Below are 16,882 nucleotides of genomic sequence, written 5' to 3'. Positions count from 1 at the left end.
CTCGTTCGTCTTTCCCAATTACGTATGTTGTCCTAACTATCCTTGCAGCAATGATTCAGCACCGTCAATATAGACCGTGGTTCCCGTAATATGGCTTGACTCCTTGGAAGCCAGAAACAAGACCAGATCAGCCACCTGCTCCGGCATGCCAGGTCCTTCGGCAAGCGGCGCAGCGCCTTCCGGAAATTCGACCGGGATCCGAATTTCCTCCAGCTCGGGAGTCGGGTGCGTATTGGTGCCGATGTTCGTCTTGATTCCTCCCGGACAGATAGCATTCACCCGAATCTTAAACTGGGCCAACTCCAGCGCCGCCATTTTCATAAAGGCTACCTGTCCGGCTTTGCTCGTACTGTAAGCACAGAACCCGAAACCGGAGAATACCCGGCTGCCATTGATCGAACTGGTAATGATGATGCTGCCGCCTTGAGGCTTGAGATGCGGCACGGCATATTTGACCGTAGCGAACGTCCCGCGCAGATTGATGGTGAGTGTCTCATCCCAGTCCCTGATATCCATCGTTTCAATCGGGGCCATCGTGCCATTGACGCCGGCATTCGCGAATACCACATCAAGCCGGCCCCATCGACTGACCACCTGCTCGATGCCCTCCCGAATCATTTCCGGACGGGAGACGTCGCATTCCACCACGGTGGCTTCTCCTCCAGCGTGTTCAATGGCACCCCGAACCTTCTCGGCCTCTTGAACACTCCGGTCCATGAGACAGACTTTTGCTCCCTGGCCTGCCAGACGGATTGCCGAAGCGCGCCCGATTCCCGATGCCCCTCCAGTAACGATGGCGACCTTTCCGCGTAAGCGCTGTTCATCCATGATTCCCAATCCTCCCCCTTGGCATACGGTTACACGAACCATTCACCATAGGGGGTTAGGAATGAATCACGCCAAGCAGGCGCATCGCTTGACTGAGCAGGATTGCCTGCATGCGGATTTCACCACTTGGCGTGCTCGCCCGTCCATCTCTCGCGCAGCTTGTAGGCGGCCGCTTTGGGCTGTCTCTGTCTCGTGAAGATGCCCTTCTTGTTGCCGACAACACGGGTTAAGCCCTGCTTGGTGGCAAAGTCTGCAAAGGCCCATACCTGTTCCCCGATCACAAAAGGATGCTTGTCAAACGAGCGGTGGTACTGCTCTAAAAATTCGTATTGGAACTCTTCCGAGAAGGAGACTGCCGGCAGCTGGTGATGCCCTGCGATAGTATCGGCGCCATACTCGGTAATGATGATCGGCTTGCCATACTTTTCGTGCCAGCCCTGAAGCTCTAGATCCATATGCCGTTCAATGACGGAAATTTGTCCATGATCACTGTACCAGCCAAAGTATTTATTGAGACAAATGATATCCACTAGCCCGCCTACCCGGTCGGCCGAGGGCCACATAGTCTGGACAATCGTAATCGGACGGGTGGGATCCAGTCTGCGGGTCTCCTCGGCTACCGCTGTAAAATATGGCACGGCGGCTTCCTCATTGGTTGCCGCCTCGTTGGCAATGCTCCACATGACGACACATGGATGGTTCTTATCCCTGCGGATCATCTCCCCCATCGTGTCCAGATGATGCTTCAGCGTATCCGCGTTCACCCGATCTTCGCGAAACACGGTATTCGTCTCGCTCCAGAAGCACATGCCTACAGCAGGCACTTCATCGATCACAACGAAGCCTTCCCGGTCGGCCAGGCGCAGCAGTTCTTCCGAATAAGGATAGTGGGAAGTACGGAAGGAGTTGGCTCCGGCCCATTTCATCAGGTTGAAGTCCTTCACATTGAGCGCCTCATCAAGGCCTCTACCCCGGATATCCGCATCTTCATGCTTGCCAAAGCCCTTGAAATAGAACGGTTTGCCGTTAATCAGGAACTGGTTATCCTTCACTTCGACCGTACGAATCCCGACAGGCAGCTGATAGCTGTCCGTGACGGCTCCATCCGCGTCCAGCAGCTCCGCTTCGAGTGTATAGAGATAGCCCCGTCCAGGTTCCCACAGGTTCGGCTCGTTTACCGTAAGCCGATTGTCCGCTCCCGCTGCCGCTGCGACTTCGTTCCCTGCCGCATCCATCAGACGGACACGGATCGAAGCGGCCTGTCCCTGAACTTGAAGGGAATAAGCAGCAACACCCATCGTTCCTTCGACGTCCGTTGTTACGGTAATGTCCTCTATATAGTCCAGCGGCGTTGCGTACAGCTTGACCGGACGATGAAGCCCCGCATAATTAAAGAAATCGAAAAAGGTATCCTGTACACGGTGACCCTTGGGATAACGCCCCTCCGGCGCGTCTTCAAAGGTCTTGATCTCACCCGAAGGCAGGCAGGACCAGTCCAGGATGTTATTGACCGCCAAGGTAACCCGGTTCTCCGCACCAATCTTGACTCTATCAGTAATGTCCGCTTCAAAAGGTAAGAATCCACCCTTGTGGGATGTCACTTCTTCCCCGTTAATCCACAGTACAGCGTGGTGCGTAGCACTGCCGACGCGAATCACAATCCGCCGATCCTTCCAGGAGACAGGGATGTGAAACATCCGCTCATACCACACATCCCCGATATGATCCCGGAGCGCCGCTTGCGTTGTAATATCGTTATAGCTGGCAGGTACAGGCATGGCGATCGTATCCGTCAGCTTCTCCCTGTACCATGCTTGTTCGCGCCCTGTATTCTCATAATCTGCTTTGAACTGCCAAATGCCTGACAGCTCTTTCACTTCCCTGATTCCATTCTCTACAGGATATAACATGCTGAGACCTCCGCCATTTTATGTAACTTCGCTATTTTCACGACTGCACAGCCCCTGAAGGACTGCTTTACTACTCCTCTTAAGCATAACGGGAAGCGGGCAGTCTGAGTATGGCTTAGACTAAGGATGTTTTATCTTAAACTAAGATCCTATTGTTAAATATACGAGCGTGTATGTAACGGTAGATCGATGCAAAATTACCACGGAGGGAAGTCATGCCATGTACACAATCCTCCTCCGGGGTTCATCCGATTTAGAACCTTCTTGACTCCTTCAAGAACTCATAAGGCTTCCACCTGGACTGAGGAGCAATGGGCGGCTGCCCCGGATAGGGCTTCGCTGCAATCCATGGTACATTTTCAGCCTGCAGCTGCCGCCATACCTTCTCGGTCTGATCGTAAGTAAGATGTGCTGGCACAGTCGATTCGGAAGCAGATTTAATCTCTTTAAGCATCCTTGCCGCAGCACAGGACAAAGCTTGGACACAGGATTCCATGATTTTCTGTCCGAGTTCTGCTGATGCTTGCATCGCATCCGCACCCATTGCCATCATCCCGCCAGACCCGGGCTGTTCTGCCAGCGGTGCGTACTCAAAATCCACCAGATCCGGCCGAATGTAGAGCAGCTGCGAGATCTCATATGCACCGGCGTGGTCTCCGGTGTAATGTTCCTGCACTAACTCAGGATCACTAACCACATGAATGGGAACCGAGCTCATTTGTGACATGGAATCGGCAACGAGGCGCAAATCGTGTTCGTTCCCTCCGGCATGGCCCGTTACGACAATAATCCCTCTGAAGCCTGCATTAATGAAGGCTCGGAGCTGATACAGAAAGAACGAATATAGGATATGCGGGGGAATCGCAGTCATATGTGGATTCTCTTCACCTACCACCTCTTCCAGCCACTGCGCGTGATAGCCGGATTCGTGCACGTGATAACCCATGGCGGGCGCTACAATCCCTCCGGTTCTCTCAGCCGCTGCCGTACATATATACTTCGCCTTCAGCGTATCCAGGCCGAATGCACTGATCTGCCCATGCGGCTCGCAGAGCCCCATGGGCAGGTATACGATGGGACACTGACGCTGCTGCTCTTTAAACTCCCAGGGCAGCATCTCTTCCCAGCACACTTTCCCTGCCGTCTTACCAGAACTTGTTATCATAGAAGTTTCTCACCCACCTGTGGTGCTTGCGAAGCTCTTCGAAGACTGCGGGGGGAAGGGGATCCCGATCCGCTGCTGCTATATTCTCCTCTGTATACTGCGGCACGTGCATGGATATCGCTGCAGTCGTTACTGCCGGGTGCTGGAGCACAAAGCGAATCGCCAGCTCGGCCAGGCTGGCCGCATACTGGGGAATGAAGGACCGCAGGCGATCCACCCGCTCGATATACATCTCTCTGGGTACACTGCCAAAGAACGACTTTCGGTAGTCTCCGTCGGCAAAAGTCGTATCCTGCGTCAGAAAGCCCGTCAAGCCTCCTTCATCCAGCACGCATCTGGCAATGACGGCCACGTCATGCTTCTGACATTCCGGAATAAGACAGTCCAGCGGCAGCGGATCGAAGATATTGAATACAGTCTGTATACTGTCGATCTTGCCGCTTCTGACGAGCGGCAGTGCGATGTCATGCCGCTGATCCGGAATGGATACGCCAACGAAGCGCACCTTTCCTTCCTCCTTGACTCGCTCCAGCTCTTCCATCCAATAGTCCGAGTAATCCCAATTCGGCCAGTAACGGTGCAGCTGGAGCAAATCAATCGTGTCTATGCCCAGTTCGCGCAGAGAATGCTCCACATCTTCCTTAATCGCTCCAGGTGGAAAGTCATGCTCTACCGATTCGGGAATTCCCCATCCGGCTACGCTCCCCCGCGCCTGCACCTTCGTCGCAATGAAAGGTCTCTCCCCCTTCCATTCCTTGAGCGCCTGTCCGATGAGCTGTTCAGCCGGCCCATAACCCCGGGCGGTATCGATCATATTTACTCCCCGTTCGAGGGCATGAAGCACGGATTGTATGAAGTCAGTCTTACTGTAGGAGCCGAAGACCCCGGCCATACCAAACGAACCATAAGTAACCCGGGATACCTTCTGTTCTGCTTTAGGAAATATACTGTATCTCAAAGCTCGACAACTCCTTGATCATTATTGAGAATAAACGCAGTTATCACGTGCCCTTCGTTAACGTTACCTTCTCGTGATATAATTCAATAAAATAATAAGCAGTAAAGCAGGTGCCATTGTGACTTTGGACTACTTGCCTCCGGCAGAAACGATCGGCAGGCTCCCCAATTATCATTTCCCGCCGTACATTACGCTGGCCCATATGTTTCATGCGCCCAAGGGCTGGGCGATTCACAATAGGGAAATGTCGCAGTTCGTGCTGCAGTATGTCGTCGACGGATTCGCCCGTTATCCGATTGGTGATCAGCCCTACGAAACAAGGAGCGGGGATTTGCTGTTTCACCGTCCCCACGAGCTGCACTCGATCCTGACCACGGATGATCAGCCTTATGTGTGCATCTCAATTGTCTTTCATTTTGGCGAGGTGGATTTCCCTTTTGAAGAACTCTTCCGTCACAGGCATCTGCTTGGGAACTTCTCCGGACATCCTGTAGAGACGATGCTGTCTCAGCTGGTGAGTCACTATCGACAGCCCGGACTGCTGCACCAGATGCAGTGTCAAAGTCTGCTTATGGCGATTTTATCTCAGGCTTCAGTGTCGAGTAGTTCCAATTCCCCTGAGATGAAGAAGTATCCACAGGCTATTCCCAAGCTGGTTCTCATCAAAAATTATTTGTCGGATCATCTTCACCGGGAGGTTCAAATCAGGGAGCTTGAAGAGATTTCTGGTCTGAGCAAAAACTATATACTTACCCTCTTCCGAAGGCATGTCGGCATGTCTCCCATGCAGTATCTGTCATGGCTGCGAGTCAATAAAGCCAAGGAGCTTGCCATCCAGAGCAAGCTATCCATCGGGGAAATTGCCTGCCTTGTTGGTTATTCGGATGTTCACACCTTTGGCCGGATGTTCAAAAAGAAAACCGGTCAAAGTCTTTCCCAGTTCTGTGCCAATCTCATTTACTCCTAATTATGAACGCCAGTATTGGTGATGAGCATAACGGTAAGTCTCCGGCTTCCGCGGCTCAGCAATCCTGAATGCACCGGCAGGGCGGTATTCGTAAGGCTTCTCGGAAGCAGTGTATGACGTGTTGCTGCGACGATTGATGGCATCAAACAGCACATGCTGCTTCAGCGTCAGATACTCCAGGGTGTGCGGACCGAATTCGGCTTCAATCTCACCGGCACGGAACTCGTAATAGATCGTACGGCGCAGCGAATTCCCATCCCCTTCGGGTGAACCATGCAGCAGTTGAATATTGTGGAAGATGACATCGCCCGGATTCATCGGAACCGGGACAGCTTCCGAGAAATCAAAATCCGCCCGGCTGCTGCAGCGTTCTTCGGCTCTGCTGTTCTCCCACCGATGGCTGCCTGGAATAACCCATAGGCATGATTTCTCGTCGGCTGCATCCATGTAAAAATCCACGTTGAAGATGGGTCTAGGGTTACTGCAGCCCTCCGGGACAGTAGCGTCTCGGTGCCATGGCACGCTAGCCGCCTGGCCGGGGATCTTCACTACCAGAGAGTCCCAAGTGGGAATCAGATTCGGTCCCTGCAGCTTCTCTACAGACCGGAGGATGAACGGATGGCCGAGCAGCGCCTTGGTGCCCTCCAGCTTATCGAGTACATATTCAGTCCGCCAATAAGCGCGTTCGCCGGACTTTCTTACTCTGTATAAATAATCCTCATCGTCGGTGCCTGCTATCCCCTGTTCAACGAGCTTCATGGTTTGCTTTTGCAGCAGCTCCAATTCCTCCCCCACGATAACGTTGCGGATCACCAGGAAACCGTTGTCCAGAAAAAATTGCGCCTGCTCTTCCGTGATGCTTTCTTGAATTGAAGCGTCGACTTCCAATAATGACAAGTTGGATGATTTCATATAGCCCAGCCTCCTGTAATTTGATTTACAACATGAATATACAGGATTCACCTTCAAAAGGCTTTAGCCGAAACTCTCATTATGGTGTCCAAAAGCACACTGTTATGCCGGTGTTCTAATATGAACAGAGGAGCATGTCGATGCAAACTTCTTCTTTAACCTTTACCCGTCTGCTCGAAAACTTGAAGGTGAGTGTGTCTTATGCCCAGCTTCGCGGGAATATGGAGTGGATTCGAGTGGATGAAACTCCCGGTTTTAACCGGTTATATTACATTGCAGACGGGGAAGGAATGGTCATCCTTAATGGAACCAGCTACGAACCGAAGCCCGGTCAGCTGTTGATTATGCCTGCGGGCACCCGGCAAACAACGAATACATCCTCCGAGAATCCTTACCTGCGGTACATCTGCCATTTTGACGCCTGGATTGGAGAATGGCCTCTGTTCCATGCCTCCAACCGACTTTATATGAAGCAGGCAGCCAATCCGGAAATGACCATCTCGGTATTCTCCGAACTCATTGAGCAATTTCATCATGGCGGGCCCTTTGCAACCATGCGGACTCAGGCCGCTCTGCTGATTCTGCTGGCATCTTGCCTTGAGGAAGAAGGAGAAGGAGCAGCCGATTTTATAAAAGACTTTATGCAGGGAACAGAACGGGATAAGCTGGCAGCGGTCCTCTCTTATATTGATGAACATTTAGGCGAAGAGCTGCTGATTGATCGATTGGCCGAGCTTGTCCACCTGCACCCCAACTACTTCATTCCCTATTTCAAGAAGCATATGGGAATGACCCCCATGCATTATGTACAGCAAAAAAGATTGGAGGAGGCCAAACGACTCTTATCCTTCTCCGACTGCAGTGTCTCCGAGGTTGCTGACCGGATCGGACTGGGTCTCACCCACTTCTCGAGACATTTTAAAAAAGTTACGGGGATTACCCCTTCCGCCTATAGGAACCACACGAGATAGCTGCTCTTAACAAATATTTCCAGAACGAGGTGTCGTCTGTCATTGCGACGGATACCACGTCTTTTGCGCATAGGTTTGCAGTGTCAGCCAAGTACCGCTGGCATTCTTTCTAAGCTGATCATCACCAGCGGCTGCAGGCCTTGACTGCTTAAGCTGCGCTGCTTTTTACCAGAAGAAAGGGAGGAGCTGCCGCGCGGCGAGCTGCTCCCCTGGTTATTGTGCAGCCGCTTTCCGTTAACCTCTTAAGTCTCCTACTGGGAACACGCTTTATCAGACAACTGGCACGGTCATTATTTTAAATACGCATTCAGCTACCTGAAACGGAATCGGAAGAAATGCAAAAGAGTGCCTTTCGCTCGAGAGAAGCCGGTCCGTAATAGAGGAACAGTGGATCCTCTAATCTGCACTCCGAAGCCTAAGGAACTGCCGACGAGGATTTTCGGGAAGAAAACGGACTCTTATGTGATGCAAATCACGTCGGTAGAAGCCGGCCACGTGCTAAGATAAAGGTGTCAAGAGGAGGTACTTTCTATGACAGCCCTGAAAGGACGTGGACGGAGTGTCTAAGGTCGCTAAACAGCCCAAAAAGACGCTATAGTTAAAATCATTCATGTGATTTATTTTACTAAAGGAACGGACCGAGCCATCCTCCCCTGTTGGATCTCACGCCGCGACGAATAAGAGTGTTCACCCATACAGAGGCTATTCATACGGCTCTAAGATCTTTCCAAACCAACGAAGAGGTGAGTCCAAATGAGAGACGAACAATTCATTACACGCCAAATGCTTCATTTCTGCTACATCTGCGCTGATGCCCGCGAATGCGAGACGGAAGAGACATGCGTCGAATGCTGGACAGCCAAGGACATGATACTTGAAGAACCCCAAGATCTCACCACCGAAGAGCTGCTGATTTTCTATGCTCTGTAATCCGAAGCGATCGTTCCGTCTATGCTGATCAGAGTGCTTGAGGGAGTTAACCTTGAGGACTCTGTTTTGGCATGTCCAGCCCGTGACTATCCGTGCACCTTGATGCGGGATTCACCTCTTACGACTCCCTAAAGATTCACACATACTCCTCCGCTTGTGACGTCTTATTGATCGTTGTACATATCCGCCCAAAGGGACCCCTTTGTGACGAGAAGGAAACGGAAGCTGTGAACCGCCGGTCAGGCATACACGGAATGAACCTCTTTAGTTTCCCCGCATCATCAGCCCCCGTGCATTCTGCGGTATTCGGTCGGAGAGAAGCCGTTACGCTTCTTAAAGGCCTTGCTGAACTGGTAGACGTCAGAGTAACCGCAGGCTCTCGCTATATCTGTGATGGAATCGTCCGTGAACCGCAGCCGGCGGACGGCATGCTCATTGCGAAGCTGATCCAGGTACTCTTTGGGGCTGCACCCGTACCGGGCCGCAAAGGTTCTGCGCAAATAGACGGCGGAGAAACCGGTCTGCTCCGCCAATTCGGTGATGCGAAATTCCGCCGCAAATCCCGTGTCCAGCTTCTCTTTGAACCTGCTTCGCATTAAGCTACCCTGAAAATAACTCATAGCGTATAGCCTAAAAAGGCAGCACGAAACTAGGCGCAGCTGCTTCAATTTTTTAAAAGCTGCGTCTTCCTCCAAGTAATAATGTTATTTAAGAACTAAGATACTTCGGTAGTGGCCAAAGTAACAGAGTATCCTAAGTTTTCTAACTTTCGAACCGCCTGTCTGACAATGGCGTCTTGCTTTCGCTTCTCAAAGTAATCAGAGCCTAAATCCGTGTAATCTTCCTGCCGTGTTATCAGATGGTATGCAATAGTCATGATGGAGTGAGCAACTGCAACAGCTGCTCTATGTCCGCCTTTACGGGCTGCAATGCGTCTATACTGAGCACCGAGGTAGTTGTTCGATCCTCGAATGGAATGGGAAGCTTCAATGAGGGCAGAGCGGAGGTATTTGTTGCCTTTTCGGGTTTTGGAGGGTTTGCGCTTACCTGCACTCTCATTGTGGCCCGGCACAAGGCCAATCCACGAGCAGAGGTGTGGTGCACTTGGGAAACGGGAGGCGATATCGGTGCCGATTTCAGCCAGGATTTGTTCAGCGGTCCGTCTGGCGACCCCCGGAATGGTATCCAGGCGATCCAGATCTTGCAGAAAAGGGTCGAGCCTTTTGGCTACCTCCTATCCAGTTCGGTAATCTGCTCACTTAAGAAGTCGATGTGTGTCAGCATGCTTTTGAGGATGAGGCGCTGGTGTGCAGTCATGTTCCCCCGCAGCGCAAGTTCCAGTTCTTCTTTCTTTTTCTTCATGCTTCGGCGAGCGAAGCCTGCCAGCTTTTCCGGATCCGTCTCACCGTTCACCATCGCTTCCAGCATGTCCCGGCTGGAGACGCCCATAATGTCAGAAACGACAGAAGCCAGCTTGATGTTTGCCCCTTCAAGAACCTTCTGAACCCTGTTATGCTCGCGGGCACGCTCCTGGATTAAGCTTCGACGATATCGAACCAGCTCCCGCATTTAGCGTTGGTTCCGGTCAGGAATAAAATGCTCTCCATGGCCACGTGGGTGCAGCGGTGTTCCTTAATCCAATCGATAAGCTCGAGAAGAAAGACCGTATGGGTACGGAATGTCTTGATCTCCTTTCCTTCGGGAGTAACGATGCAGGCTGTGATGGACTTCTTATGGACATCCAACCCGCAAGCTCGCTCAATAAGAACTTCCATGATACTCACCAGCTTATCGACCTTCCTCACCAGCCGTAAGAATAGTATAAGGCAGGAAGTATAAATTTTCATGATTCCGTGGTGCCTCGTTCGCGCGGCATGGATGGCTAAAGGGCAGTTTAGTTTGAAAGGTAAGTTCTATGAATGCTGCCCGATATCCCGCAAAGCGTATTTGAACCGGAGCCAGCAAACCACCTGGCTCCGGTTTGATTGTTGAAAAATTGATTAGCGTTAAATTACATTCAATTGCACCTTCCTCCAATGTCGTCTGCGATACCAACGCTTTATATTTTTACTCATATAAAATCCCCTCTGCAACTGGTATAGTTATTGGCACCGTTTTTCAAACCCAGTGAATTTAACCGCTGCATAGGTATAAAATTAACCTTTGACAGCGCCAATGGTCATGCCCTTGACGAAGTACTTTTGGAAGAACGGATATGCAATAAGAATCGGAACGACGGCGATGACCGCAATGGCCATTCGGAACGTTTCGCTCGGGAGCTGAGCGATACTCTCGCTGGCATTCGAGGCGAAATCGCTATTACTCGCCAAGAACTGAATATCGCTCATCAACCGATTCAGCACGTTTTGCAAACTGAACAATTTCGGGTTCGTCACGTAAATCAACCCGTTGTTCCAATCGTTCCAGTATGCCAGCGCTTGGAACAGGCCAACCGTAGCCATAATGGGCAGCGACAGCGGCAATACGATCTTATAATACAGCTTAAACTCGCTCGCCCCGTCAATGCTCGCCGATTCCAACACCGGAACTGGAATAGTCGTCATAAAAAATGTCCGCATGAGAAGAACATTAAAGCCTTTCATTAAAAGCGCCGGGATAATTAATGCCCACAGCGTATTTTTGATTTCGAACACCTGCGTGTAAACCAGATACGTCGGTACGAGTCCACCGTTAAACAATAACGTGAAGAAAACCAAGAAAGCGAAGAAGGTACCGCCCGGCAAATCCCGACGAGACAACGGATAAGCGAGCAGCGACGTGATCAACAAGCTTGCGGCTGTCCCGACGACCGTTATGAGCACCGTAATGCCGTAAGCATTAAAGATCAACGAAGATTGCTGCCACAAATATTCGTAGGCTTCAAAGCTGAAATCCTTCGGAAAGAAGGAATATCCGTGCTGCAAAATGGACTGTTCGTCTGTAATGGAAGACATCGTCAATAGCACGAACGGAACGAAACAAGTGAGGGAAAACAAAATCAACACAGTATGGGCCGCCAACCGCCATGCCACCGTTTCTTTATTCACAGATATCCTCCTCAGAACAATGCGTTCTCTTTGTTAAATTTGCGTACGATATAATTGGATGCAAGGACGAGTACGAATCCGACGAGCGATTGGTAGAAGCCTGCAGCCGCTGACATCCCGATGTTTCCGAGTTGCAAAAGGCCTCGGAACACGTACGTGTCGATCACGTTCGTTGTGCTGAACAATGCACCCGAGTTCATGGGCACTTGATAGAACAACCCGAAGTCCGAGTAGAAAATACGTCCGATCGCCAGCAGCGTCAGCATAATGATAACCGGCATAATTAACGGAATCGTAATTTTTCGAATTTGCTGCCATTTCGAGGCACCATCCAGCGTCGCCGCTTCATAATATTCGGGATCGATCCCGATAATGGCCGCCAAATAGATGATGCAAGCGTACCCGGCCCCTTTCCATACTTCAACAGCGGTAAGTATGATCGGCCAATACTTCGGTTCGTTATACCAAGAGACCGGATCGACGCCGAGCAGCGGCAATATCGTTTTGTTCATGAATCCGCTCTCCATGCTCAGCAAGGAGTAGACGAGATAACTTACCAACACCATGGAAATCAAGAAGGGCAAAATGATAACGGTTTGGTACAGTCGAGACGCGAACTTGCTTTTGATTTCATTGAGCAAAATCGCAAGGCCTACTCCAACGATCAGATTAATCACGATGAAAGCCAGGTTATATAGAATGGTGTTGCGGGTGATGACATAAGCGTCGGATGTTTGGAAGAGAAACTTAAAATTCTGAAGCCCGACCCAATCACTTCCCCAAATGCCTTTTGCAAAGTTAATGTCCTTAAAGGCGATGACGAGACCGAACATCGGTAAATAGTTATTGATGAGCAAGTAAGCGATTCCCGGGATCATCATTAAGTAGAGCGGGCTGTATTTCCAAATTCTTTTCATAGCCGTCTTCCGTGCGGATTTGATCTTTGGTCCGCTCTTTACCGCTACGCTATGGGTGTGGTTTGCCATGTAATAGGTCCCCTTTCAGTCGTATGCTTTTTTCGGTGTACTTTTATCATAGTGAAAACCGAACTTCCTCACTACCGTTCCTCCGACTTCCGTTTTGCACTTTGCCGACCACCTCGAGAATACAAAAAAAGACCCTTGTCAACGGATTCGTTGGCAGGGGTCTTTAGATCATGGCGCTGTTTATTATTGCTGTACGTCGGAGGTTTCGGCTTCAACTTTTTGAATCACATTCAGTTCTTTATTCATTGCAATCAATAATTCCGGAACGATCTTATAAAATTCGAGTTGGGCCATTTTCTCGATCGACATTACGTTCATCGTCACTTCGAAAAATGGATTTCCGGTGACATGCCCGAAATACTTTAGAAATACGGCTTTCGCCGCTTCATTGCTATAAAGATCCTCAATCGTATCGAACGTCGAATAGTAACCGTCTTTTAATGGCACGGCCTCGGTCTCCGACAAATCAAATTTTTCGAACCAATTCACGACATTCTTGGATTGATCTTCGACGACGTGGATATAGCTTTCGTCAGGCTCGTATACGCGGTGCAACACCATTTCGTCCATGCACACGGAGCCTCGGCCGTCGACACCCTCGACCCGTACAAGGTTATCCCCCTCGGACAGCAAGACATTCTTAACAATTTTCACCGCTTCGTCGCTTTGGATTCTAGCAATGAATGCGTTATTTACATATACCCGGACATCCTGAAGGTTGGTCAATACCATGATATCATTCTGTGCCTGGTGCCGATTCACAAATCGCCGCCCTGCAAGATGCACGAATGGTTCCTTGGACCAGTAGGCCTTATAAAGATAAAATGCGTCCTTTTTAGTCAATCGGTCGAATGTTACAAGGCCCTTCAAGTTTCTGCCCGTCTCGCCGCCTTCCTTCCGATTCGCGCTGCCGAAATCGAACATATTCCACACATAACCGCCAATCACGAAAGGACGCTCGTGAATCGCTTTGATGGCGTTATGATGAAACATTAGCTGATATTCTTCGGTATAATCTTTCACCTTGGGCACATACGAGTGAAATTTGGGGTTCGTATCCACGCCGTACTCGGATAAGATCAACGGGATATCAGGGTTCGCAGCATGGAACGAATCAAATCGTTTTTGCAAATCCTGTACATCACCGTAATACCAACCGTAGTATAAATTGTAGCCGACCACATCTGTGTAACTGTTAATGATGCTGTTGTCCTCTACTCCGTTGATATTGGCCTGGGCGGTATAGCGACCGGGGTCCCACTCATTGACCAAGTCGACTAATTTATTAATTGTTTTATGGGTGTACTCCGTCTCCACTGCTATGGTGATTTCATTTTGCACGCCCCAACAATAAATCGAGGTGTGATTAAAGGCCTGTTTGACGAGTTTTTCCAACTGCTCTACCGCATTTTGATTTTCCGGATCTTTGCTGGATGGAACACTGATGAACGGAATTTCGGCCCACACCAACAATCCGTGTCGGTCGCATAAGCTATAAAAGTAGTCGTCATGCTGATAGTGAGCCAGACGAATGCTGTTCGCCCCCACCTCACGAATCAAGGCTATATCCTGCTCCATATGCGATTTAGTGACGGCATTGCCCACGCCTGCGAAATCTTGGTGTCGGCAAACGCCGTTTAACTTCAGGGGCGACCCGTTTAAAAGCAAACCTTGTTCGGTCGTAATTTCGATCGTTCGAAAGCCGATTTCGATTTGCCGTGAATCCCGAATTCGCCCTGCCGCGGAGATGGTAATCGTTGCCGTGTAAAGATAGGGTCGCTCGACTCCATGCCAAAGAATCGGGTCGACGATTTCGCCTCGCAGCTCGAACGGCGTTACACCCTCAAATTCGAGTTCCGACGTTGAATCCGATACGACATTCCCGTCATGATCCCTGAGCAAAAGTCGAACGTTTCCCGTCGTGGGAGAGAGTTCATTGATCACTTGCCCTTGAACTGCCCATTCGAACACCCGGTCCCCGATTTTCTTTTGCGTGAAGTACACCCCGTCCCTTCCGTTATCCATTACATCGAAGTGCAGATCTTCCATCATAAGTAGTTTAACTTCTCTGTACAAACCTCCATAAAACGTAAAATCAGCCAAGAGGGGGAGCACTTCGTTATCATAGGTATTATCGACCATAATGGAGATCAAATTTCCCCCTGCTTTCAAATAGGGGGTAAGGTTCGCTCGGAACATGGCATAGCCGCATCGGCTTTCCTCCGCCAGGCATCCGTTGACATAGATCTTCCCGACATTCCCGGCAGCTCCGATCTCCAGGTAAATTTGTTTCGTCAAATCCTCCGGGGAAACCGTCAATAGGTTCTGGTACCAGCACGACCCACGATAATAATCCGAGCTGCACCCATCCTCTGCATTCCACGTGTGCGGCAATGAGACAAACTGTCCTTCTTTCATGCGCTCGTGCGCATAAGCTGGTTCGTTATTTTTAGTAAACATCCAATTTTCATTGTAAGGAATCTCTCGAATCATCGTATTTCCCTCTCTCTTCGCATCGGCATCGAAAAAAAGCCCCTTTCAACAAGGTTGATCAAGGCAATGGAATTGGTTTTTCATGTTTATTGATTGTTTTTTGCCCACTCGTTGAGCTGCTTTTGTTTCTCCGCGATGATCTTGTCGATACCGGCAGACTTCAACTTCGAAATGAATTCCGGCAGGATCTTGTCCGGGTCTACGCTTCCCGTCTCGAGCGGTAGCTTATATTCCGTAATCACGTTCGTGACCGCGGCATACTCTGCCTTCACCGAGCTGGCGTCGAACGTGAAGCCGAGCGCCTTGGATTTAACAGCCGACTTGTTAAATTGGTCCATCTTTCCCCAAATTTCCGGGTCGTTGCCTGCAAACACATAGGACAAAAATTGATTGCCGAACAACCATCCCAAATTCAGATTGTAGCCCGACTTTTGCGCATCGACGCCGTCGGGGAAATCAATAACGTTGTCCGCTTTGATGACGTAATGCTGTCCCTCGATGCCCCAATTTAACAAATTGACAATATCGGCGTCAGCGTACATCAGGTTCAGGAACTCCATCGCTTTCTCCGGCATTTTGGAGTTAATTGGAATCCCCCACATGACGCCCGTGACGTTGGAAGTCGTCGATACCGGCTGAATCAAGGTCGACGTTACCATCGTCATCCCATTATTTTGGGACTCTTGCTCCACGAACCCAGGCTTCATATTGGACATATAAGCGAAGCTGCGATTGGACTTCATCAAATCTGGCACAGTCGTCTTGTTCGTCGCGGCATCTTTCAGGATCAAGCCTGAGGTGTACCAGCTTCTTACCTTCTTAACGAGTTGGGTATACTCCTCTGTCTCGTAGAGGTTTACGATTTTTAAATCGTTATCGAATTTCGGCAGAACGCCGATCGAATCGCCAAGATTATCATACGTACGATACCGATCCAGAATGGATACGCCGACATTGCCAGGAATCAAAGGCGTTATATTCGGCTCATTCTCCTTGATCGTTTTCAAGGCAACCTCTACATCGTCAAGCGTACGAATTTGGTTGACGTCGATCCCGTTCTTATCGGCAAGATCCTTCCGCATCGCGATCCCGCTGTAAACGGCAAAGTCGCGTACCGTCGGAATCCCGTAAATGGATCCTGCGATTTGCGGCGCTTTCAGATAAGCAGGGTCAAGCGCTTCCTTGATCCCTTGCCCATACTGCTCCACCAGTTTGTCGAGCGCAATAAGTTGTCCTTTGGCGACATAATTGCTGTAGTTGTTACTGCCGACATACATCAAGTCGAGCTCTTCATTGCTGCTTAGCATCAGGTTCGCTTGTTGGTCCCAGTTTCCGAAGCTGATTGGCGTCAATGTAACGGTAGCATTGATTTTCTCCCTCGCGATCTGATTAATTGCATCCTGAACCGCCTTCAAATCCTTCGGCACGGCTCCGAAGATCGGAAAAGCTACGGTCAAATCGGCAGCTTGCTCCCGCGTTTTCGAGGCTTCGCCGTTTGCCGCAGGGGCATCACCGCCGTTACCTTGGCACGCGGTTAAGAAAAGTGCCGCCGCGGTCACGAGTGCGCATGCAATCATAAGATTCTTCTTCATCGTACTCCCCCATTCGTTTGATCCCCGCCTTTGAAACCGCTTGCGATCCCGCGGAATTACCGGCGTATTTGTCTTTATTGTACGCTTCCCACTATACGGGCACCGCCCCGTTAACGACTTTTC

13 protein-coding genes and 1 pseudogene are annotated in these 16,882 nt (G+C 50.2%); 3 read left to right on the top strand and 11 right to left on the bottom strand.

What is annotated here, in order from left to right; translation table 11 throughout:
- Positions 1-36: 36 nt before the first annotated feature.
- From PM3016_RS10195 to PM3016_RS10180, 4 genes are all read right to left on the bottom strand, one after another.
- Positions 37-828, bottom strand: a complete 792-nt coding sequence (locus PM3016_RS10195; RefSeq protein ID WP_013915458.1) for an SDR family oxidoreductase — start codon at positions 826-828, stop codon at positions 37-39.
- A 119-nt stretch (positions 829-947) separates the two neighbouring features.
- Positions 948-2,738, bottom strand: coding sequence for a beta-glucuronidase (gene uidA / locus PM3016_RS10190; RefSeq protein ID WP_014369369.1), 1,791 nt, complete (start codon positions 2,736-2,738; stop codon positions 948-950).
- Between the two features lie 253 nt (positions 2,739-2,991).
- On the bottom strand, positions 2,992-3,903 hold the full coding sequence (locus PM3016_RS10185) for a creatininase family protein (protein WP_014369368.1): 912 nt from the start codon (positions 3,901-3,903) through the stop codon (positions 2,992-2,994).
- Positions 3,884-4,861, bottom strand: coding sequence for an aldo/keto reductase (locus PM3016_RS10180; protein WP_014369367.1), 978 nt, complete (start codon positions 4,859-4,861; stop codon positions 3,884-3,886). Before PM3016_RS10180 ends, PM3016_RS10185 begins: the two co-directional genes overlap by 20 nt.
- A gap of 118 nt (positions 4,862-4,979) precedes the next feature.
- On the opposite strand from PM3016_RS10180, the gene PM3016_RS10175 reads away from it, so the two are divergent.
- Complete coding sequence (locus PM3016_RS10175; protein ID WP_013915453.1) at positions 4,980-5,828, top strand: helix-turn-helix domain-containing protein; 849 nt, start codon at positions 4,980-4,982, stop codon at positions 5,826-5,828.
- Here PM3016_RS10175 and PM3016_RS10170 read toward each other — a convergent pair whose 3' ends face one another.
- Entirely contained in the window at positions 5,829-6,740 is a 912-nt protein-coding gene (locus PM3016_RS10170; protein ID WP_014369366.1) for a phytanoyl-CoA dioxygenase family protein, read from the bottom strand.
- Between the two features lie 140 nt (positions 6,741-6,880).
- On the opposite strand from PM3016_RS10170, the gene PM3016_RS10165 reads away from it, so the two are divergent.
- Both PM3016_RS10165 and PM3016_RS38555 read left to right on the top strand, forming a co-directional pair.
- Positions 6,881-7,711 (top strand): AraC family transcriptional regulator, encoded by an 831-nt coding sequence (locus tag PM3016_RS10165; RefSeq protein WP_014369365.1) that lies wholly within the window; start codon positions 6,881-6,883, stop codon positions 7,709-7,711.
- 753 nt (positions 7,712-8,464) lie between these two features.
- Complete coding sequence (locus tag PM3016_RS38555) at positions 8,465-8,641, top strand: hypothetical protein (RefSeq protein ID WP_014369364.1); 177 nt, start codon at positions 8,465-8,467, stop codon at positions 8,639-8,641.
- A 281-nt stretch (positions 8,642-8,922) separates the two neighbouring features.
- Here the strand turns inward: PM3016_RS38555 and PM3016_RS10160 are convergent, their stop codons facing one another.
- The 6 genes and pseudogenes from PM3016_RS10160 to PM3016_RS10130 all read right to left on the bottom strand — a co-directional run bounded on the left by PM3016_RS10160 (position 8,923) and on the right by PM3016_RS10130 (position 16,759).
- A complete protein-coding gene (locus PM3016_RS10160; RefSeq protein WP_013915449.1) occupies positions 8,923-9,237 on the bottom strand; it encodes a helix-turn-helix transcriptional regulator in 315 nt (104 codons plus the stop codon).
- Between the two features lie 119 nt (positions 9,238-9,356).
- Positions 9,357-10,416, bottom strand: a pseudogene (locus tag PM3016_RS37250) (IS110 family RNA-guided transposase).
- A 381-nt stretch (positions 10,417-10,797) separates the two neighbouring features.
- Positions 10,798-11,688, bottom strand: a complete 891-nt coding sequence (locus PM3016_RS10145) for a carbohydrate ABC transporter permease (RefSeq protein WP_013915444.1) — start codon at positions 11,686-11,688, stop codon at positions 10,798-10,800.
- An 11-nt stretch (positions 11,689-11,699) separates the two neighbouring features.
- Positions 11,700-12,605 carry an ABC transporter permease gene (locus tag PM3016_RS10140; RefSeq protein ID WP_187298029.1) on the bottom strand — a complete coding sequence of 302 codons (906 nt, stop codon included), beginning with the start codon at positions 12,603-12,605 and terminating at the stop codon, positions 11,700-11,702.
- Between the two features lie 252 nt (positions 12,606-12,857).
- The gene (locus PM3016_RS10135; RefSeq protein ID WP_014369361.1) at positions 12,858-15,167 is read right to left on the bottom strand and encodes a glycoside hydrolase family 2 protein; all 2,310 of its coding nucleotides are present in this window, start codon (positions 15,165-15,167) and stop codon (positions 12,858-12,860) included.
- A gap of 86 nt (positions 15,168-15,253) precedes the next feature.
- On the bottom strand, positions 15,254-16,759 hold the full coding sequence (locus PM3016_RS10130; RefSeq protein WP_014369360.1) for an ABC transporter substrate-binding protein: 1,506 nt from the start codon (positions 16,757-16,759) through the stop codon (positions 15,254-15,256).
- Between the last annotated feature and the right edge of the window lie 123 nt (positions 16,760-16,882).

The sequence above is a fragment of the Paenibacillus mucilaginosus 3016 genome (assembly GCF_000250655.1).
GTDB classification, from domain to species: domain Bacteria; phylum Bacillota; class Bacilli; order Paenibacillales; family NBRC-103111; genus Paenibacillus_G; species Paenibacillus_G mucilaginosus.
Note: the sequence above shows the minus strand (reverse complement) of the source record. Positions and strands in the feature narration are given on the sequence as shown.